The organism is Vibrio sp. 2433-A1 (assembly GCF_056726085.1).
On sequence record NZ_JBRESC010000025.1, the window covers coordinates 16,452 to 37,936 of the forward strand.

The window sequence follows — 21,485 nt, forward strand, 5'->3', positions numbered from 1 at the left end:
AGCAAAAGGAAACATCATGACTGAGGTTAAAAATAAGCTATCCGAACACGTTTCAGCAAAAGAAGCTGAAATGGCTGAAGTATTGGCAAAAATTGTCAAAGATAAGTATCAATGGGTAGCCGAGCGCAAAGAGCAACAACCACTTGATACATTTAAAAGCGATCTGACGGCATCTGATCGCAGCTTCTACGATGCTCTTAACAACCAAAATACGGTATTCATTACTGAGTGTAAAAAAGCATCGCCATCGAAAGGTCTGATCCGAGATCACTTCGATTTAGATTACATTGCGTCGGTATACAACAGCCACGCGAATGCGATTTCAGTGCTGACCGACGAGAAGTATTTCCAAGGTAGCTTTGAGTTCTTACCTCAAGTTAGAAAGCAAGCGAAGCAGCCTATCCTGTGTAAAGACTTTATGGTTGATAGCTACCAAGTTTACTTGGCTCGCCACTACCAAGCAGATGCAATCCTATTGATGCTTTCTGTACTCAACGACCAAGAGTATGCTGAACTTGCTCAAGTTGCGCACTCACTCGAAATGGGCGTGTTGACCGAAGTCAGCAACGAAGAAGAGCTGCACCGCGCCGTTAAGTTAAGTGCCAAGGTTATCGGTATCAATAACCGTAACCTGCGTGACCTTTCGACTGACCTAAATCGCACCAAAGAGCTTGCGCCAACCATTCGTGAGCTAGCGCCTGAAGCAACCATTATTTCAGAGTCTGGCATCTACACGCATCAGCAAGTGAGAGATCTAGCGACATATGCTGACGGCTTCCTAATTGGTAGCTCACTGATGGCTGAAGAGAACCTTGAGCTCGCAGTACGTAAAGTGATATTAGGTGAGAACAAGGTATGCGGCCTGACCCACCCAGACGATGCCGCTAAGGTATACAAAGCGGGGGCTATCTTTGGTGGTCTGATTTTCGTTGAAGCGTCTAAACGCTTTGTTAACCTAGAAGAAGCGCGCTTAACCATGAGCGGCGCACCGCTAAAGTACATCGGCGTATTCCAAAACCACTCCATCGAGCAGATCATAGAGACTGCCGAGCAACTTGGCCTAACGGGCGTGCAACTGCACGGTGACGAAGACCAAACATTTGTTTCTGAGCTCAAGTCTAAGCTTCCAGAGCAGGTGGAGATTTGGAAAGCGTATGGCGTTAGCGAGTCTATGCCAACGCTGATTGCTGAGCATATCGACCGTCACTTATTGGACACTAAAGTTGGTAAACAAGTCGGCGGTACAGGCCTTGTATTTGATTGGTCACTGATTGGCGACCCATCTAAGGTCATGTTGGCAGGTGGTATTACTCCGTTCAACGCCCAAAAAGCTTCAGAGCAAGGTTGTCTGGGCTTAGACCTAAACTCCGGCGTTGAATCTTCTCCTGGTAAAAAAGACGCAGAAAAACTTGAGCAAGTTTTTGTAGCAATTCGAAACTACTAATTATTTGTAGCGTGAGTAATAACTGGCGCTATCCCAAAATGAAGGATTTACACCATGGCTAAATTAGATGCCTACTTCGGCGAATACGGTGGTCAGTATGTACCACAGATTCTTGTCCCTGCCCTTGAGCAACTAGAGCAAGCGTTTATTGACGCGCAGGAAGACCCAGAGTTTCGCAGCGAGTTTATGACTCTGCTGCAAGAGTACGCAGGCCGTCCTACTGCACTAACATTAACTCGTAACCTAACAAAGGGTACGAAAACCAAACTGTACCTAAAACGTGAAGATCTTCTTCACGGTGGCGCACACAAAACTAACCAAGTATTAGGTCAAGCTCTACTAGCCAAGCGTATGGGTAAAGAAGAGATCATCGCTGAAACTGGTGCAGGTCAACACGGCGTAGCTACTGCGCTGGCGTGTGCCCTACTGGGTCTTAAGTGCCGCGTATACATGGGCGCAAAAGACGTTGAGCGTCAAAGCCCGAACGTATTCCGTATGAAGCTAATGGGCGCAACAGTTATCCCTGTGCACTCTGGTTCTGCAACACTCAAAGACGCTTGTAACGAAGCTCTACGTGACTGGTCAGCAAGCTATGAAGACGCCCATTACCTATTAGGTACTGCAGCAGGTCCTCACCCGTTCCCAACTATTGTTCGCGATTTCCAACGCATGATTGGTGAAGAGACTAAGAACCAAATTCTAGCATGCGAAGGTCGCCTACCGGACGCAGTGATTGCTTGTGTGGGTGGTGGTTCAAATGCTATCGGTATGTTCGCAGACTTCATTGAAGAAGAAACCGTTCGTCTTATCGGTGTTGAACCTGCTGGTAAAGGTATTGATACCGACCAACACGGCGCTCCGCTGAAACACGGTAAAACCGGTATCTTCTTCGGTATGAAAGCACCATTGATGCAGGATGAAAATGGTCAGGTTGAAGAGTCTTACTCTGTATCGGCTGGCCTCGATTTCCCATCAGTTGGTCCACAGCACGCACACCTTAACGCAATTGGCCGTGCTGAATACGACAACGTCACTGATGACGAAGCACTAGATGCGTTCCAAGAGCTAGCGCGTAGCGAAGGTATCATCCCTGCTCTTGAGTCATCTCACGCTCTTGCACACGCACTGCGTATGGCTCGTGAGAACCCAGAGAAAGAACAACTACTGGTGGTTAACCTATCTGGTCGTGGTGACAAAGACATCTTTACTGTACATGACATTCTGCAACAAAAAGGAGCGATCTAATGAACCGTTATGAAAAGCTATTCGCGCGCCTAAACGATAAAAATCAAGGTGCTTTCGTTCCGTTCGTAACAGTTTGCGATCCGAATCCTGAGCAGTCCCTACAAATTATGGAAACCTTGGTCGAGGCCGGCGCTGATGCCCTAGAGCTTGGTATTCCATTCTCTGATCCATTAGCGGATGGCCCAACGATTCAAGGTGCAAACATCCGTGCTTTAGATTCGGGGGCAACTCCTGATATTTGTTTTGATCTGATTAGCCAAATTCGCGCTAAGTACCCAGACCTTCCGATTGGTCTGCTAATGTACGCCAACCTTGTTTACTCTCGTGGCATTGATAACTTCTACGAGCGCTGTGCCAAAGCCGGTATCGACTCAGTTCTTATTGCTGACGTTCCGACTAACGAGAGTGAAGAGTTTGTTGCAGCGGCGAGAAAGCATGGTGTTGAGCCAATCTTTATTGCGCCACCAACCGCTTCTGACGAAACTCTAGACCAAGTGGCAAAACTGGGTGGTGGATACACTTACCTACTTTCACGTGCCGGTGTGACTGGTGCAGAAACCAAAGCCAACATGCCAGTGAGCACTCTACTTGAGCGCCTAAACCAGTTTGATGCACCACCTGCGCTACTGGGCTTTGGTATCTCTGAACCTGAGCAAGTAAAGCAAGCGATCGAAGCCGGTGCAGCAGGCGCTATTTCAGGATCAGCTGTTGTTAAGATCATTGAAAACAATATCGAGCAGCCAGACAACATGTTACAGCAGCTTGAGAACTTTGTTTCATCCATGAAGGCTGCGACACAAAAGTAACGTGTTAGCCATCTAAACCTCTATGAGATCGATTTCTTAACGCCGTGAGAAATCGATCTTCTTTTTAACATTCACCTCACCACTCCCATCATTCAAATCCCAAATAGATCTACAAAATAAAATAGACCCAGCAGTTACAATCCACCAAGTAATCGTTTGCTATTGAGCAAAAAATTGTCACTTATCAACAAAACTGTTTTTAAATACGTCTCTCATTACTGACACGTATTGCTAATTGTAAAATTTAAGTGTACAAAAGCGAGGCAAGATTATTAACCATGTTTGAGTTTTAACTCAGATGGTAATCCTGGATTTTTAAATTTTATTAGCACAGAGGTTATGGAAGTGTTAAAAGAAAAGAGTTTGCTAAGCAATATTGGTGTACAAGTTGTCATCGCTATGATTATCGGTACTGCCGTTGGTGCCTTCATGGGCGAGAGCGCAACCATGTTCGCTCCTCTAGGTGCGATCTTCATCAACCTAATTAAAATGCTGGTTATCCCATTGGTAGCCGTTGCACTGATTTCTGGTGCTGCTGGACTTGGTAATAGCCAATCAGCTGGTAAAGTTGGTGTGGTGACTTTGGGCTACTTCGGCCTAACCTCTGCACTAGCAGTAGCGCTAGCCCTATTTATGGGTGAAGTATTCAAGCCAGGCATGGGCATCGACGTATCCGGCGTCGAAGGTATGTTCTCAGCTGAATACGCTTCAAAAGGTGATCTTCCTTCTTTCTGGGCGACCATCACTGGTATGATCCCTACCAACGTTTTCCAATCACTGAATGAAGCAAACATCCTACAGATCCTAGTCTTCTGTATGTTCTTTGGTATTGCGATTTCTAAACAAGCGAAAGAAAAGCGTGATCCAATCATCAACGGTGTAAACGCCATCGTTGACGCAATGGTATGGATGATCAACAAAGTTATGATCATTGCTCCAATCGGCGTATTCGGTCTAATGGCTGAGGCGGTTGGTACGTTTGGCTTTGGTGCACTAATGGTGGTGTTCAAGCTATTCGTTGTTTATGTTGCTGCGATTCTTATATTCGGTTTTGTTGCTTACCCGCTAATGGTGCATATCTTCACTAAGACTTCTGCGAAGAAGTTCCTAGTGGCAATGAAGAAGCCTCAAGCGGTTGCTCTATCAACTGCATCATCAATGGCAACGCTACCAGTAACATTAGATACCGTTGAGCACGAACTGGGTGTTAAGAACTCTACAGCATCATTCGTTCTTCCTCTAGGTGCCACAATCAACATGAGCGGTAACGCAATCTACTACGGCTTGGTTGCTATCTTCTTTGCTCAACTATTCAACATTGACCTAGGTATGGGCGCGTACATCGCGATCATCGTAACCTCTACACTAGGTGCGGTAGGTCAAGCAGGTGTTCCAGGTCCTTCATTCCTTGTTGTTGCGGTACTTCTAGCGGCTGGCATTCCAATCGAAGGTCTACCACTACTGTTCGCTCTTGACCGTATCTTCGACATGATTCGTACAGCACTTAACATCACCGGTGATGCTGCGTGTGCGGTTATCGTTGATGCGCTAATCGAAGACGAAGAAAAAGAAGCTGAGCTACAAAAACAACAAGCTTAAGTTCTGTTTGTTCTAGATAAACGAAAGCCACTCAAACGAGTGGCTTTTTTAATGGTAGAAAGTTTCAATCTACACGCTCAAGAAATAGCTTAGGTAAGCCGTTTCCTTTTTATAGCCTAATGATTCATAGAGACTTTGCGCAACTACATTATCATGGGCGGTTTCTAAGCTTAATCCATTCGCACCGGTGTCTATCGCATGTTGTGTAGCGGCATTCATTAATGCTCGACCTACGCCACCCGAACGGCCATTCTCTGTGACAAACAGATCGTTTAGAATCCAGCTACGCTGTGCTGACACAGATGAAAAGCTCGGATAAAGTTGAGTAAAGCCCAACGCCTCACCATCAGCATTCACTGCTAGAAACACGACGGATTCATCGTTATGAAGTCTTTCATTGATGTAATGATGAGCGAGTTTGAAGTCGCTCTCTTGACCGTAAAAAACTCGATACTGGTTGAATAGGTCGGCAACCAAGTCTAGTTGCTTGACGCTGGCTCTAATGATGTTAGTAGTCAATGGTGTTCTCACATTCCTTGTTTCAAATGCTTTAGATAGTGTCAATTGACTCAATAATTCTCAACGCTAACTTCTAAGTTTAAAAGGCATGTCTCAAAGCTAAGCCTTTGATCTTTATATCGTCTAAGTAATCAGGTGAAACACGCTCTAAATAGCCCCCTTTAGACCTTTAAGTAAGGCATGGCTAACTGATGGATATTCACTTTTGCTCCTATTCGCGCAGCCAGTAAATACATACCACCAATCTTGCGGTGTAAAAACAGTGCATCAGCCGGAGGTGTGTGCCAGTAGTCTTGCTCCATACTTAATATCGTTCCGGCCTCTCTTAAACGCATAGCTAAGCCACTGGCTCTGAAATCATACTCTTCATCCACCAGCATAGGCTCACAGGCAAGTTTAACCAAGTTGAGAATGGCTTGGCGCTGCTCCGGTAAAATGTCCTGGCTGAAAAAACCGATTTGTTCCAAGGCATCGTTCAAGCCCGACTCGTTCCCCTGCACCACCGATGAAAAAGCCTTGCGATATCCGTTACTGAACCTATCGCTGTATTCACGCGTCGCGCCAAAATCGAGTAAGCCAATTTTCTTTGTTTCTGGCATGTAAAGGTAGTTAGCAAAATTAGGGTCAGTTTGAACCATTTTGAAGTCGAACAACTCTTTGAACATCAACTCAAGCAAACGATGCATTACAAGGTCACGCTCAGGCTGCGCTAAGGTTTCTACATTCTCGATTGAAATACCTTCAAGGAAGTCCATCGCCAAGACAGATTCAGAGGTTATGTTAGTATGAATACTCGGCACTACAAAGTGGTCAGTGTTTTGCAAAGCTTGATGATAACGCTGCGCAAAATTCGCTTCACGCTGGTAATCAGCTTCATCGTGCAGCTGTTTTTTCGCTTCTTCGAGTAAGCCCTTATAATCAACCGATTCTGGAATTAGACCAACGATACTGAGCAATGTCCCCACGTTATCGACATCGCTATTGATGCTTTTTCTGATTCCTGGATATTGCACTTTCACCGCCAACTTTTCACCAGCATCGCTATAGGCTTGGTGGACCTGACCGATCGAAGCGCTGGCCACGGGCTTAAAGTTAAAAGCCGCAAACCTTTGTTTCCAATCTGCCCCTAACGCCCCTTCTAACACCTGATTGAGCTGCTTCGCAGGTAGCGGATCGGCATCCGATCGTAGCCTTGCGAGAATATCAGCAAGTTCCGGCTCAAGAACGTCACCAGCATCCATAGATAGCATTTGACCTAGCTTCATTGCTGCGCCACGTAAGTGTGCCAGTTGTTCGGTGAGTCTTGAGATATTCGCTGGTGTCAGAATCAGATCTTTCGCCTTAGGCCTTTGACCCTTTGCCAACTGCTTTGTCCCTTCAGTTAAAACGTTACCTGCAACACGTGTGGCCAGTGACGCAAGCTTTCCGAAGCGTGAGATTCGATGGGTAGGTATATTTCTCTGTTTTGTCGACATGAACTATCTCTTTAATGATTCACACTTGTATACGTTCAACAGACCACTTTGGCTTAACTAGCAACGATTTGTTCTCAGTTAAGGTGCTTAAATTGAAGTTCAACTAAGCGTTGATACAACTCACACCCCTCCATCAACTGTTGGTGGTTGCCGATATCCACCAGCTTTCCATCGTCAAAGACTGCGATTTTGTCAGCATGTTGGATAGTAGACAGTCGGTGCGCAATAATGATGGTAGTTCGATCGCGCATCAGCTCATCTAAGGCTTGTTGGACATGGTGCTCGCTTTCACTGTCTAAGGCGCTGGTCGCCTCATCAAGCAATAAGATACTTGGATCTTTTAGGATGGCCCTCGCAATGGCAATACGTTGGCGTTGCCCACCAGATAATCGCACGCCTCGCTCTCCTAGAAAGCTCTGATAACTTTCTGGCAGTTTGATAATAAAATCATGGGCGTGCGCTTTCTTCGCTGCCTCAATTACCTGCTCGTCGGTAGCATCAGGGTTTCCGTAACGAATATTGTAGAACACATCATTACTAAACAATGCGGGTTGCTGGGGAACAAGTGCCATCTGTTCACGAAGTTCACTTGGCGCAAAGTTTCGCACATCAACACCGCCAAACATAACTTTACCCGTTTGCGGATCGTAGAAACGCTGCAATAACTCAAACAGAGTACTCTTACCCGCACCTGAAGGTCCAACCAACGCCAGAACTTTGCCCTCTTCAGCTTGCAAGGTTAACTGCTCTAATGCGGGAGTATCTGGTCGTGATGGATAATAAAACGTCACATCATTGAAACTGACTTCGGCAGCCAAAGATGACGAAGGTTTGACCGACACATTAGGTGCGACAATGTCACTTTTCACCTGAAGAATTTCGACCAATCGTTCAGTCGCTCCTGCCGCCCTTTGCAGTTCCCCCATCACCTCAGAAATCGTCGCTAATGAAGAGGCAACCATAATCGCATAGAAGACAAATGCACCTAAATCACCCGCTGACATTGTGCCGTTGATGACATCACTGCCCCCAACCCACAGCATTCCTGAAATCGCACTGAAGACGATAACAATCACACCGGAAATTAAGATCGCACGTTGCTTTACCCGTTTACGGCCAATGTCGTATGCTTTTTCTACTTCTTTTGAGAAGTAACTTTTTTCCTCAGCTTCTCGGCTATAACTTTGTACGGTTTTGATATGCTCAATCGCTTCACCAGCATAGCTACCCACATCAGCCATAGAGTCCTGGCTTTGGCGTGACAGAGCCCGAACTCTTCGGCCATAAAATAGAATCGGCACCAAAACAAACGGTACTGAAGCCAATACTATGAGGGTCAATTTGATGTTGGTGGCGAACAGCATAATGATAGCGCCAACACACATTAGAGCACTGCGCATTGCCATCGAGAACGAAGAGCCAATGATACTTTGCAGCAAGGTAGTATCTGTGGTTATACGAGACATGATGTCACCGCTGCTATTGGTCTCAAAATAACTTGGGTGAAGCGTAACGATATGATTAAACACGGCTAATCGAATATCAGCACTGACTCGCTCTCCCACTGACGACACTAAATAGAAGCGAAAGAACGTACCGATCGAGATAAGGACGGTAACGATCAGAATAAAGCCAATCGCACTACCAAGCTCATACGTTGATTGCTGAGCGAAACCTTGGTCGATCAGTATTCTCACACCATGGCCAACGGTAAGCGTCAATGAAGCCGTAAAGATCAAGGCAACCAAGGCTGCACCAACTTTTACTCGATAAGGCTTAATGAACTTTAGCAGCTCAAAAAGGATTCCAAGGTTCTTCTTGGTGACTTGGGGATTATCTGACTCGAGATTTGATGCTGATTGCATTTAGATACCTTTTCACCATACGTTAGCGCTCTAACATAAGTTATTGGAGCAACTATAACTTTCGCAAGTCGTTCGGGTAAATAGTGTGCGTTGTGATACACCGACGAGCGATCAGTAAACACAAAAAAGCCCGACCGAAGTCAGGCTTTTTAAATCACAACCGCGAACTCATTATAGGAAATGGAATGTCGCGTTTAGAGAGAAGTTCTTCACGTCTTCTTCTTTCATTGAGAATACGTTGTAGCTAGCGCCTAGAGAGATAGGGCCCATTACGAAGTACTCAGCACCAACACCGTACATCATGTCGATTTCGTCTTCTTTGAAGTTAGTACCGCTTAGCTCGTAAGAGTGAAGACCCGCTTTTGCGTAAACGTGCAGTGGACCAAAATCAATGCTTGGTTTAGCAGCAAAGTAAACCGCTGAACCTTCAAGGTCACGAATTTGCCCCGCATAGTTAACACCATCAAAATCACCAAAGTCTTGGTAACCCGCCTCTAAACCAATTAATGGCAGGATACCGGTACCAACATGCACATTGTATGATGTTCCTGTCTCACCATTCAGATCGGCCTGACCTACACTTGCGCTACCGTAAATCCAAGAATCAGCAGAAGCTGTAGCTGACGCGCCGATTAGAGCTAGCGCTAGTAGTGTCTTTTTCATAATAAACCTTCTCTAGTTATTTAAAACAGAAGTTCGCTGCGGCAAACCTCTGCCAGTATAGTCAAAATTCCGATTGATACCCAATAAGTATGCAAATAATGTGCCTAACAAGCGTCTATGGCCATTTTCACGCGCTTGTCTGATACTGGGTAAGGTGTTCCAAGTTGCTGTGCAAAATAGCTAACTCGCAACTCTTCGAGCATCCAGCGAACCTCTTTAACATTATCAGGTACCGCGACACCTTTTGGTATTTTGTTCAGTAACTCTTTGTAATCATTCGCTACTGATTCAATTTTGAGCATGTGTAAGCGATCTTTATTTGGATCGATCGGTAGCTTCTCCATTCTACGCTCTATTGCTTTCATATAACGTAAAATATCTGTCAAACGTTTCCAGCCACACTCGGTTGCAAAGCCTTTAAATATCAGTCCTTCAATCTGAGCTTTGATATCAGATAAGGCAAAAGCCATCGTGAAATCGATTTTACCTTTTAACTTCTTATTGATGTTAAATGCGGTTGTCAGAATAGTCTCAACTTGCTGAGCGATTTCCACCACGGTGTCACCTAATTCCGCTCTGACATGCTCTTTTAACACTTCAAACTGCTCTGGTTCCCAAACGATGCCACCTTTCTCTTCGATAAGCTTATCAACACCGCAAGCGATGCAGTCATCTATGAGATCGAGTACCTTGCCGTAAGGGTTAAAGTACAAACCTAGCTTCGACTTATTCGGTAGATTCGAATGCAGGTACTTAATCGGTGATGGTACGTTGAGCAAGATTAAGCGACGTTGGCCTGCTTTCATCGCAGTGACTTGCTCATACTCTGTTTCGTATAGCTTAATCTCGACACTATCTTTGCTATCAACCAGTGCTGGGTAGGCTTTCACTTCGTAGCCACCACGTTTTTGCTGATACACTTTAGGCAGTTCACCAAAGCTCCACGTATGCAAACCTTGTTGCTCAATATCATCATCGGCGACCTTAGATAAGGTCTCTTGAACCTTGTCTTTTAGGCTCTCTTTAAGCTCATGCAAGTCGCGGTTTTCTTTCAGCTTGCGATTACGGTGATCGACCGCTCGGAACGTCACCTTCAAGTGTTCTGGCACTTGTTCAAGCTTCCAATCTTCGCGCAGTACTTCAACACCCGTCATACGGCGTAGCTCTTTCTCCAACGAATCGAGAAGTGGAGCTTCCATCGCTGTTGCTCGTGCTAAGAATGCGTCCGCGTAGTTTGGCGCAGGAACAAAGTTCTTACGGATGGTCTTTGGCAGAGACTTAATTAGGCTCACCACCAATTCATGGCGCAGCCCAGGGATCTGCCAATCAAAGCCACCTGGCTCGACTTGATTAAGAATCGGCAGCGGCAAGTGAACCGTCACGCCATCGTTGCCTTCACCCGGCTCAAATTGGTAGCTTAACTTAAGCTTAAGCCCATTCTGATGCCAGAAGTTCGGATAATCGAGATCAGTAACGTGGCTCGCATCGCCTTTGAACAGCATCTCTTTTTCAAAATTTAGCAGTTCACTGTTTTCTTTCGATGCTTTCTTCCACCAAGTATCAAAGTGCTTGCCAGATACCACTTCAGTACCGACACGTTGATCATAGAAATCAAACAGCTCATCGTCATCAACCAAGATATCGCGGCGACGAGACTTGTGCTCTAGCTCTTCTACCTCACGCAGTAGCTTACGGTTTTGCTTGAAGAACGCATGTTTGGTTTCCCACTCACCTTCAACCAGTGCACTGCGAACGAAAATCTCACGGCTTACCGTCGAATCAATACTGCCATAGTTAACTAGGCGTTTTGGTACAATTGGCACCCCATAAAGCATCACTTTTTCGTGAGCCATAACGGCAGCGCGCTTCTTCGACCAATGCGGTTCGCTGTAGCTACGTTTAATCAGGTGTTTTGCTAAAGGCTCAATCCATTCTGGTTGAATCTTGGCAATAATTCGGCCCCAAAGCTTAGATGTTTCCACCAGCTCAGCGGACATGATCCATTTAGGCTGCTTTTTGAATAGGCCAGATGCAGGGAAGATATGGAAGCGAGCATTACGCGCACCTTGATATTCATTCTTCTCTTGGTCTTTCATACCAATATGCGACAGCAAACCAACCAAGATTGCTGAGTGCACGCCTTGATACGACGCTGGTTCATCATTGAGTTTGAAATCCATCTCACGCATTGATTGATGGATTTGGAAGTAGACATCTTGCCACTCACGAACGCGCAAGTAGTTTAGGTAATCTTGCTTACACTGCTTGCGGAACTGATTGCCTGACAGATTCTTCTGTTGCTTTTGGATGTAGTCCCACAGGTTCACAAACGTTAGGAAATCTGACTCTTCATGGAAGAACCGTTTGTGCTTATCATCTGACGACTGCTGTTTGTCACTTGGGCGTTCACGCGGATCTTGAATCGATAACGCTGAAGCAATGATCATCAACTCTTTAGTTGCGCCGTATTTTGGCGACTCAAGTACCATACGCGCTAGACGTGGGTCGATAGGCAAACGTGCCAGTTGACGACCAATACTGGTCAATCGCTTCTTAGGATCCTTCGCTTCCGCATTGATTGCACCTAACTCTTCGAGAAGGCGAACACCGTCTTGGATGTTGCGTTTGTCAGGCGCTTCCACAAATGGGAAGGCTTGAATATCGCCCAAACCAAGTGCGGTCATCTGCAAGATAACCGATGCTAGGTTGGTACGCAGGATCTCTGGATCGGTAAACTCAGGACGTGAGTTAAAGTCGTCCTCAGAGTAAAGACGAATACAGATACCCTCTTCTACACGACCACAGCGACCTTTACGCTGATTGGCACTCGCCTGCGAAACTGGCTCAATTGGTAAGCGCTGAACCTTAGTGCGGTAGCTGTAGCGAGAAATACGCGCCGTACCCGGGTCAATGACGTATTTAATACCCGGAACAGTCAACGATGTTTCAGCAACGTTTGTTGCAAGCACGATTCGGCGACCTGCATGAGGTTGGAAAATCTTGTTCTGTTCACCAGCCGACAAACGTGCGTATAGCGGTACGATTTCTGTCGACTTTAAGTTTCGCTTACTCAGCGCATCAGCGGTATCTCGAATCTCACGTTCACCATTCATAAAGATTAGGATGTCACCTAACCCTTCATCGCACAGTTCATCAACTGCTTCAAAAATACCTTCAAGCTGATCACGATCGACGTCATCATCACCGCGAAGTGGACGGTAACGTGTTTCAACTGGGTAAGTTCGACCTGACACTTCGATAATCGGTGCATTATCAAAGTGCTTAGAGAAACGCTCAGGATCAATGGTCGCTGACGTAATGATCACTTTTAGATCTGGGCGACGAGGTAATAGCTCTCTTAAGTAACCCAAGATGAAATCGATATTCAGGCTGCGTTCGTGCGCTTCATCGATGATGATGGTGTCATATTGATTGAGAAAACGGTCATGTTGAATCTCTGCCAACAAGATACCGTCCGTCATCAATTTTACTTGGGTATTTTCAGAGATCTGGTCGTTAAATCGAACCTTATAACCAACAAACTCGCCCAGTTTAGTTTCCATCTCTTCTGCAATACGATTCGCTACAGAACGAGCCGCCAAACGACGAGGCTGCGTATGGCCAATTAAGCCAAACTTACCACGGCCAAGTTCAGCACAGATTTTTGGCAACTGGGTGGTTTTACCTGAACCCGTTTCACCGGCAACAATTACTACTTGGTTTTCTTCAATCGCCTTAGCGATGTCATCTTTTTTCTGGCTTACAGGAAGAATTTCTGGGTATTCAATGGTCGGGGTGTAGTTACCGCGCTGCTCAGCATCCATCATGGACTTAGCGATATCTAATGCGATCTCGTCGAAAACGGCGTTTCTCGCGGCATCTTTCTTAATTTTATTTGCGCCGGAAATACGTTTACTTAAACGGAATCTGTCTTTGATCATGCACTGGTTAAGTGCTTTGCGAAGTGACGCCGCATTGTTGGCCTGAGCTTTACCCTCAGCTGCGGTCGATTTTTCTGGCTGTGACGAAGTCAAAGCGTTACCTATTCTTTTTATCGATAAAACTGCATGAATTGTATCACATAAGGGCTAGAACAAGATAACGGAAAGCGGCATTGTACCTTCATTCAATTTTTTCGAACAACTTAAGCAAATCCATAGGGTTTTGAGCCTTAGTGCATTACCTATAATGCATCACATAGCCGAAAGCACTTATTAAAGGAACTCTATATGTCTCGTGTACTCGCTCTTAAATCAAGCATCCTTGGAGATTACTCTCAATCGAACAAACTGGTCGAAGACTTCATCAAAAATGTAGACCAAGATAAGCTAACTGTTCGTGACCTAGCTGCAAATCCACTGCCTGTTTTAGACTTTTCAGTCGCGACCGCACTTCGTGCAACAGAAGATCTTTCACAAGAACAACAAGCAGTGGTTGACCTATCTGATACCTTGATTGAAGAAATCAAAGCGGCAGATACATTGGTTATCGCAGCGCCAATGTACAATTTTACGATTCCAACTCAGCTTAAAAACTGGATTGATTTGATTGCTCGTGCAGGCGTGACATTCAAATACACAGAAAACGGCGTTCAAGGTCTAATTGAAGATAAGAAGGCAATCGTAGTCACCACTCGCGGCGGTCTTCATAAAGACTCACCAACCGACAGCATGACACCATACCTACGCACAGTATTGGGCTTTGTTGGTATCACGGATGTGGAATTTGTTTACGCAGAAGCACTAAACATGGGCGAAGACGCAGCAGCGAAAGGCATTTCAGCCGCACAAAGCCAATTGGCAACCTTGGCATAAGATTAAATAGAATTGAATACAAACAAAAAGGGATTGGTTCGCGCCAATCCCTTTTTATCGTTTTAAGTCAAAGCTAATGATGCTGTTGTAGCAACTTTGCGCGCATTGTCCGCAACCTTTGCATTTGGCAGCGTCAATTTTAGGTTTGACATCATCTTGCCACTGCAAGGCATCATAAGGGCAGCTGTCCTCGCAACTGCCGCAGTAACCGTATAAGTTTTCGCAGCTGTTTGAGATAGTAGCAATTAAGCCTGTAGACTCTGTTTGGTTTGAAAGCGCTAATGTAGGGCACGCCGACTTACACGCGCCGCATAAATCGCATGCCGAGTAACTGATATCTAACGCGGCAACGCCTTCAACCATTTCTATGATTTGGCTTGGACATGCTAAAGCGCACTTTCCGCATCCATCACATAGCCTTGTGAACATCGACTCTTCCACCGCGTACGGTGGTCTCGCGTTAACACGAGGCTCTTGAGCTTTCTCTACTGGTGCACGACGGAATGAAAACAGACGTCGCTTGCTTAGATCAACCGATTCAGACTGGCGCATCCGAGTAATCTCTTTTTGCTGACACAACGACTTGGTATTGCTCACTCAAGGATTGAAGTAATTCTTCGGTAAGGTTCGACAGTTTTGAGTAAGGCGTGAGAGTCACGGCTTTTTTGAAGCGCTTGTTGAAAAAACCAAACCACGTCATCAAGTGCTCGCGCAGCATTTCAGATGCCAGCTTTTGCTGTTCAGTTTCAATCAACATGCCTAACACCATCAGCATCAAGCCGATCTGATCTTCTGGCTCACGTTGGTCAGATTCCAAAGCAAAACCACAACGCTGCAAGAAGTAACGATATTCAATGGTTGATTCACCAAACAACACCGCCTCTTTATCTAGATAAGCCGAACCCCAAGGTGGCGCTGGCATCTCACCAATACCGGCAAACATGCGATCGTGCTCCATTTGCAGTGCATCTTCGCTCTCGTTTTGAAAGCTGCGCAGCATGTCATTAAGCGCTTCGATTGGCGTATCAGTATTACTCAGCAACGTATCGAGATTTGCCGCTGGGTAATCTTTTGGCTGGTAGTAAAACAGTGCACCAAACAGCTTAAGAACGATGCTGGTATCTTGTGGTTCAAGTTGAGAAATTTGCATGAAGTACCTTTGATGGCTGGTGTTTTTATTCTTCGATTAAATAAAACGGAATAGAGGTAGGACGAACAATCGCCCCCCTCTATTAATGGTTATCAGTACAAATAACGGCTACTAGTACAAACCAGATGTAAAGTGCATGCCGTAGAACACGTTGCGACCTAGAATCTCTGCGATAAACAAGGCAGCGAATGCCACGATAACTAACAAGTTCTTCTGACGACCTTCTGCGGTAAACAACTCAGCGAAGACCCAAAGAGCAGCAGCAACCACAAGCAACAGTACATGACCGGCAACATAGCCAGATAGCATAGTGATTTGATCTAAGCCACTGTGAATTGCCGTTGAGATACCTGCGAAGTAAATCGTCTGCATTACTGAGAACGCTAGGTTCAACGCAATCAGGCTGACACCAGCCCACATTAGGCGACGATTGGTTTTCTCAGCTGTCACGTCCAATACGTTGATCAGCGTGTAACCGAACATCAGACCCGAAGTCACGACCGTGAACCAAAAGGCAACCGTTGTCATTGGTGAGTACCATGCTGGAACCGTTTCGATTTGGTAAACATTGGCCATCGCGAACATGAAAATCACGCCGACCGCGATAGACAACCAGTTCACGATTTTGCGCACGCCTTCGCTACCGATTTTTAGAATCGTTAGCAACCAGTACAAACCCGCTAGAGAAAGAAAGCTTGCACCCGTTAAGATCTCGTTAGATAGCGCCGCACTACCAACACGGTTTAATGCGTTGAAGGCACGAAGTGGGCTACCTAAGTGAGTGGTTGAGAACAAGAAACCCAATCCCATTACAACCAAAATAGCGAAACGGGCGATGTTCATACGAGGTTCAGTCACGCGTGGTGGCTTACCGAATTTCTCGAACGCATTAACCGTTAGGTGCGCGCCAACCGCTGTTTGAGCGAGAACCGTAAAGGCAACTAATGGTGCTTCGTATAACATTATTTCACCTCTCTTGGATTCTGTAGGAAACCAGTGCGGTCATTGGTTGGACGACCATTTGGATTTAGCTTCACGATCAGGTTCGGGCTCGTAATGCGAGAATCTGGTAGTGGTGCCACATCCGCGTTTGAACCGTATTTCGCGCGTAGCTCATCAATTGGACCAAACTCAATCGCACGCAATGGACAGCTGTCCACACAGATTGGCATTAGACCTTCTGCAACACGTTCGTAACAGCCATCACACTTTGTCATGTGACCTTTTTCTTCGCTGTATTGAGGTGCACCGTATGGGCATGCCATGTGACAAGATTTACAGCCGATACACACACTTTCATCGACAACAACAAAGCCGTCTTCTTCACGCTTGTGCATTGCTCCAGATGGACAAACCTTGGTACACGCAGGGTTAGTACAGTGGTTACAAGAGATCGATAGGTAGTACGCGAATACGTTTTGACGGAACGCGCCGTTTTCTTCCGTCCAGTTGCCGCCTACGTATTCATAAACACGACGGAAGTTACGGTCGATACCCAGATCTTTGTTGTCTTTACAAGAGAGCTGACATGTTTTGCAGCCAGTACATTTGCTTGAATCAATGTAAAAGCCATACTGCTTCGCTGTGCTCATTATTTAGCCCCCATTTTCTTAATTAGCGTCACTTCAACGAGGTTGGTATGGCTCGGGTTCGATTTTGCCAACGGGCTTGGACGTTGTGTAGTCAGTACGTTGATCGAACCTGCTTGGTCAACACCTTTACCATTTGGTGAGTACCATGCGCCCTCACCTAAGCCAACGATGTGTGGCATGATACGTGGGGTCACTTTTACGCGAACGTTCATTTCACCGAACTGGCTGCGCACGCTGACCAAATCGCCGTTATCAATGTTGCGAGAAGCGGCATCGACTGGGTTGATCCAAAGCTCTTGTGGTGCTGCTGCTTTTAGGATGTCCACGTTGCCATACGTAGAGTGCGCACGTGCTTTGTAGTGGAAGCCCGTCAACTGAAGCGGGAACTCTTTACGATCTGGTGAATCCCAGCCGTTGAACGTCGATACGTATTCAGGCAATGGCTTGATCGATTCATCTTCGTCCAGTTCCCATTCTTCGTTGATCTTCGCTAGGGTCTCTGAGTAGATCTCAATCTTACCTGACGGTGAAGGCAATGGATTCGCTTCTGGGTCACGACGGAAATCTTCAAACGCCACATGTGGACGATCGAACTGCTTCTTGTAGATACCCTGCTTTCTCATCTCATCGTAAGACGGCAGGTTTGGATCGTTGTTTTGTTTAACGGTCTGAGCGTACATCCACTTAAGCCACTCTTCTTGAGTGCGACCTTCAGTAAATTCATCAAACACGCCCATGCGCTTCGCCACACCAGACATGATGTCGTAGATTGGCTTACATTCGAAACGAGGTTGAATCGCTTGACTTGCAAAGATGAAGTAAGGCATTGAGGCTGCTGCACCATCCATACAGAAATCTGATTGCTCTGACGTTGTACAGTCTGGCAGTACGATATCGGCATACTTCGCAGAAGAGGTCATGTGGTTGTCGATCACGACAATCATTTCACACGCTTTTTCATCTTGAAGAATTTCGTGTGTGCGGTTGATGTCTGAGTGTTGGTTGATCAGACAGTTACCTGCGTAGTTCCAGATGAACTTGATGTTGTTTTGTAGCTTTTGAACGCCTTTAATGCCGTCAGTAAGATCGGTCATCTCAGTGCCACGGAAAATCGCGTCTGTCCAAAGGAACATTGGGATGGAAGCGCTGATCGGGTTTGGCACTTTCGGGAAGCGTTGGAATGGGTAAGAATGGTTACCCTCACGAGCACCAGTACCACCACCTTGTAGACCAACCTGACCACGAAGCAGAGACAGCATCATGATCGCTTTACACGCTTGCTCACCATTTGCTGAGCGTTGTAGACCCCAACCCTGGGTGATGTAAATGCGTTTTGCATCGCCGATTTCACGCGCAAGTTTCAAAATCACATCAGCCGGAATACCTGTGATTGGCTGTGCCCACTCTGGCGTTTTCTCGATACCATCTGGACCTGTGCCCATGATGTAATCTTTGTAGCTGCCGTTTTCTGGCGCTGACGCAGGCAGTGTTTTGCGATCGTAACCCACACAGTAACGGTCAAGGAAGTCTTGGTCGACTTTATCTTCGCTGATCAATACATGTGCGATAGCAGCGATCAGTGCAGCGTCAGTACCATGCTTGATTGGTACCCATTGGTCTTCACGACCCGCGGCAGTATCGGTGTAACGAGGGTCGATACAGATCGTACGTGTGTGGCTAATGTTTTTTGCGTCCACGTAGTTGTGAACCTGACCACCGCCCGACATACGAGTTTCTGCCGGGTTGTTACCAAACATAAGACAAAGATCTGCGTTTTGTACGTCGTCAATCGAGTTGTTGTCTACCCAAGTGCCGTAGAAATACTCAGACATACATTCAATGTTCGCTGCTGAGTAGTCGCCGTAGTGGTTGAGGTAACCACCACACAGGTTCATCATACGTGCAACCAATGTTGCGCTAGGATCCCAACTCTTTGTTACCGTACCACCCAAGGTACCCGTTCCGTAGTTTAGGTAAACCGCGTCATTACCGTAGTCTTTAATGATGCGTTTTAGATTATCCCCAATGAGGTCAAAGGCTTCATCCCAAGTGATGCGTTTGAACTTACCTTCACCACGTTTACCAACGCGAAGAAGTGGGTATTTCAAACGGTCTGGCGAGTATACACGGCGACGCATAGAGCGACCACGCAAACAAGCACGAACTTGATGGTTGTGGTTATACACATCATCACCCGTGTTATCGGTTTCTACCCACTTGATTTCACCGTCGACTACGTGCATACGAAGTGGACAACGAGAACCACAGTTTACGGTACATGCCGACCAGACAATTTTTTCATTTGGTTTCGCTGGCGTTTCTTTGGCAACCGCTTTAGTTGCGAACGGGAGAGAAAGCGCGTTTCCTGCTAACGCTAAAGCGCCAAGTGCAGAACCACCCTTTAAAGCATCACGCCGAGTAATATTAAACTTACCATTTTGACTCATGGTTTTTTCCTAAATTACGTTTTTGAATTTGGTCGTAGCGCTTAATTAATGGCTAAAAGTGGGGAAAGAACACTCGTTAGAAATAAAAGTCATAGAGATTGTATTTTCAAAATAGGCATTCATTGAAAGCATCTAATTTCGCTTTAATTAATGCACAGGATAAATCAAAGCAACATATCTGCAACACCATCAATTAAGCTAGATAGCACAGGCCTTGAGCGACTAAGGCATGGCCATCTGCCACTATTAATATTCTTATGAATTTAACGGGCAATAATCTTGACCACTGTCAATTATTAAGAATAAGCAAAATGCAATCTTACATTTCATTTCAACGCTTTATATGAACAAAATATTAATAGGTCAAAGAGGTTTTAAATCAATCAAATATTGAAATATATTTTCAGGCAAATAAATAACAAATGCGAATATAGAGGAATGGAAATAATAATAATTACCAAATTAAACATAATTTAAAAGCCTCATGTCTATATGAGGCTTTTGGTAATTATTTTCAGGTAAGATTAGAAATCGAACTGCACGTAAATCGTATTGTAGTTACTGCCGCCTTTGATTCGACCGTATTGAGACGCTTGTTCGAAGATAGCACTACGATGGTGAAGCGAGTAGCCGACCCACATATTGCCTAAATCACGATTATTGATTAAGTCGCCAACATTTAAATCAAACGAAAAGTCTAAGTAGTTAAGGAGGTTACTCGCCGTATATCCCTTCTCGACCATTTCAGTGTCTTCGATATAAGTGATGTTGTCGATGTACGACATACCTTCCGCGACACCAAAGCGCCATTTGGTCGGCCAATCAAAGGTATAATACGCCTTGATTGCAGCAATATATTCCGTTGATGAAGATTGAACGTCTGACGACCAGTGATGGACAATACCCGGTGTCAGGTAGATATCAACCGGCAAGCCAAACAGCTCATCCGTTAACGGGTGACCATAGAAAAACGACGTTAGCTGATTATTGTGAGGGTCTTTTTCGGCGTTGAACTTCATGATGTCGCCGATATTAGAAGGGGTAGCCCAGCCATGCGCAATTCGAACGTAACGTTTGTTGGTTAGTTCGGATTTTTTCGCTTTACTCTTGTCAGTGAAGAAACCGAAACCGAGGTAAAACTCACCTTGATACCTGTCTTCAACAATCGAAGAATTATACGCATTGTCGTCAAGGCGCGTCACACTGGTAGCACCTAATAGGTAAAGGTTGGAAGCAACATGATAGCGAGCGCTCACCCCAATATTCATATCGATGCCTGCTCCGATGATTTCTCCTGTATGGGCAGAAAATGCGTAATACTTACTGTTAAAGTCAGCATCTTTGTAACGTAAAGTAACTTGCGGTTTTAATTCCCAATCGCCAAACTCATAATCACCGGTCGCAGTTAAGTTACCATGAAAACGAAAGTCTTTATCGGCTAGTAGCTCAGTATCAAGTGCCCACTCATCATTGATTCGATAACGAATCTGGCCACCAAAGTCTACAGAGTCACCTTCATTGGCATTCTGCGCCGACGCCGGAATATCGACGAAGCGCAAACGCATCAGCGCATTAAGCTGAAACTGTTCGTCATCGGTTTCAAAAAGATACGCGCCGCCTTCTAAACCATTAATGAAAACACGCTCGTTTTCAAAAAACATCATAGGCACAAATGTACCCACGGTTTGATCCCCACCATGAGTATCAAAAGGGATTGAAGCGGTACGATAAACTGCGGCAATACCCCACTCCTGTTCTGCTACTGCTGAGGTTTCTTCCGCTTGTACCGACGTTGTTACTAATCCACTACTGGCTAAAAATAAGCCTGCTAGACGTTTATAATTTGACATTTTTTACTCAAAAGTA

16 protein-coding genes are annotated in these 21,485 nt (G+C 45.6%); 5 read left to right on the top strand and 11 right to left on the bottom strand.

Annotation, left to right across the window (positions count from 1 at the left end):
* Positions 1-16: 16 nt before the first annotated feature.
* The 4 genes from trpCF to ACU01J_RS18910 all read left to right on the top strand — a co-directional run bounded on the left by trpCF (position 17) and on the right by ACU01J_RS18910 (position 5,094).
* Positions 17-1,444, top strand: coding sequence for a bifunctional indole-3-glycerol-phosphate synthase TrpC/phosphoribosylanthranilate isomerase TrpF (gene trpCF, locus ACU01J_RS18895; RefSeq protein WP_481087091.1), 1,428 nt, complete (start codon positions 17-19; stop codon positions 1,442-1,444).
* A 54-nt stretch (positions 1,445-1,498) separates the two neighbouring features.
* Positions 1,499-2,689 carry a tryptophan synthase subunit beta gene (gene trpB, locus ACU01J_RS18900; RefSeq protein WP_481087092.1) on the top strand — a complete coding sequence of 397 codons (1,191 nt, stop codon included), beginning with the start codon at positions 1,499-1,501 and terminating at the stop codon, positions 2,687-2,689.
* Positions 2,689-3,495, top strand: a complete 807-nt coding sequence (gene trpA / locus ACU01J_RS18905; RefSeq protein ID WP_481087093.1) for a tryptophan synthase subunit alpha — start codon at positions 2,689-2,691, stop codon at positions 3,493-3,495. The genes trpB and trpA overlap by 1 nt, the downstream gene beginning before the upstream one ends.
* 339 nt (positions 3,496-3,834) lie before the next feature.
* Positions 3,835-5,094 carry a dicarboxylate/amino acid:cation symporter gene (locus tag ACU01J_RS18910; RefSeq protein WP_481087094.1) on the top strand — a complete coding sequence of 420 codons (1,260 nt, stop codon included), beginning with the start codon at positions 3,835-3,837 and terminating at the stop codon, positions 5,092-5,094.
* A 69-nt stretch (positions 5,095-5,163) separates the two neighbouring features.
* Here ACU01J_RS18910 and ACU01J_RS18915 read toward each other — a convergent pair whose 3' ends face one another.
* From ACU01J_RS18915 to hrpA, 5 genes are all read right to left on the bottom strand, one after another.
* Entirely contained in the window at positions 5,164-5,613 is a 450-nt protein-coding gene (locus ACU01J_RS18915) for a GNAT family N-acetyltransferase (RefSeq protein ID WP_481087095.1), read from the bottom strand.
* 161 nt (positions 5,614-5,774) lie between these two features.
* Complete coding sequence (locus ACU01J_RS18920; RefSeq protein ID WP_481087096.1) at positions 5,775-7,088, bottom strand: ABC1 kinase family protein; 1,314 nt, start codon at positions 7,086-7,088, stop codon at positions 5,775-5,777.
* Positions 7,089-7,162: 74 nt separating this feature from the next.
* Positions 7,163-8,953, bottom strand: a complete 1,791-nt coding sequence (locus ACU01J_RS18925) for an ABC transporter ATP-binding protein/permease (RefSeq protein ID WP_481087097.1) — start codon at positions 8,951-8,953, stop codon at positions 7,163-7,165.
* 171 nt (positions 8,954-9,124) lie between these two features.
* Complete coding sequence (locus ACU01J_RS18930) at positions 9,125-9,616, bottom strand: outer membrane beta-barrel protein (RefSeq protein WP_481087098.1); 492 nt, start codon at positions 9,614-9,616, stop codon at positions 9,125-9,127.
* Between the two features lie 104 nt (positions 9,617-9,720).
* The gene (gene hrpA, locus ACU01J_RS18935) at positions 9,721-13,650 is read right to left on the bottom strand and encodes an ATP-dependent RNA helicase HrpA (RefSeq protein ID WP_481087099.1); all 3,930 of its coding nucleotides are present in this window, start codon (positions 13,648-13,650) and stop codon (positions 9,721-9,723) included.
* Positions 13,651-13,845: 195 nt separating this feature from the next.
* Here hrpA and ACU01J_RS18940 point away from each other — a divergent pair, with 195 nt between their 5' ends.
* Positions 13,846-14,430, top strand: a complete 585-nt coding sequence (locus ACU01J_RS18940; RefSeq protein ID WP_481087100.1) for an FMN-dependent NADH-azoreductase — start codon at positions 13,846-13,848, stop codon at positions 14,428-14,430.
* Between the two features lie 54 nt (positions 14,431-14,484).
* On the opposite strand, the gene ACU01J_RS18945 is transcribed toward ACU01J_RS18940, so the two are convergent.
* The 6 genes from ACU01J_RS18945 to ACU01J_RS18970 form a co-directional block, all read right to left on the bottom strand.
* Positions 14,485-14,982 carry a 4Fe-4S binding protein gene (locus ACU01J_RS18945; protein ID WP_481087101.1) on the bottom strand — a complete coding sequence of 166 codons (498 nt, stop codon included), beginning with the start codon at positions 14,980-14,982 and terminating at the stop codon, positions 14,485-14,487.
* Entirely contained in the window at positions 14,969-15,580 is a 612-nt protein-coding gene (locus ACU01J_RS18950; RefSeq protein ID WP_481087102.1) for a TorD/DmsD family molecular chaperone, read from the bottom strand. Before ACU01J_RS18950 ends, ACU01J_RS18945 begins: the two co-directional genes overlap by 14 nt.
* 111 nt (positions 15,581-15,691) lie before the next feature.
* Positions 15,692-16,543, bottom strand: coding sequence for a dimethyl sulfoxide reductase anchor subunit family protein (locus ACU01J_RS18955; protein WP_481087103.1), 852 nt, complete (start codon positions 16,541-16,543; stop codon positions 15,692-15,694).
* Positions 16,543-17,172 (bottom strand): DMSO/selenate family reductase complex B subunit, encoded by a 630-nt coding sequence (locus ACU01J_RS18960; protein ID WP_005483443.1) that lies wholly within the window; start codon positions 17,170-17,172, stop codon positions 16,543-16,545. Before ACU01J_RS18960 ends, ACU01J_RS18955 begins: the two co-directional genes overlap by 1 nt.
* Positions 17,172-19,619, bottom strand: coding sequence for a DmsA/YnfE/YnfF family dimethyl sulfoxide reductase (locus ACU01J_RS18965; RefSeq protein ID WP_481087104.1), 2,448 nt, complete (start codon positions 19,617-19,619; stop codon positions 17,172-17,174). Before ACU01J_RS18965 ends, ACU01J_RS18960 begins: the two co-directional genes overlap by 1 nt.
* Before the next feature lie 524 nt (positions 19,620-20,143).
* Complete coding sequence (locus ACU01J_RS18970; RefSeq protein WP_481087105.1) at positions 20,144-21,469, bottom strand: MipA/OmpV family protein; 1,326 nt, start codon at positions 21,467-21,469, stop codon at positions 20,144-20,146.
* Between the last annotated feature and the right edge of the window lie 16 nt (positions 21,470-21,485).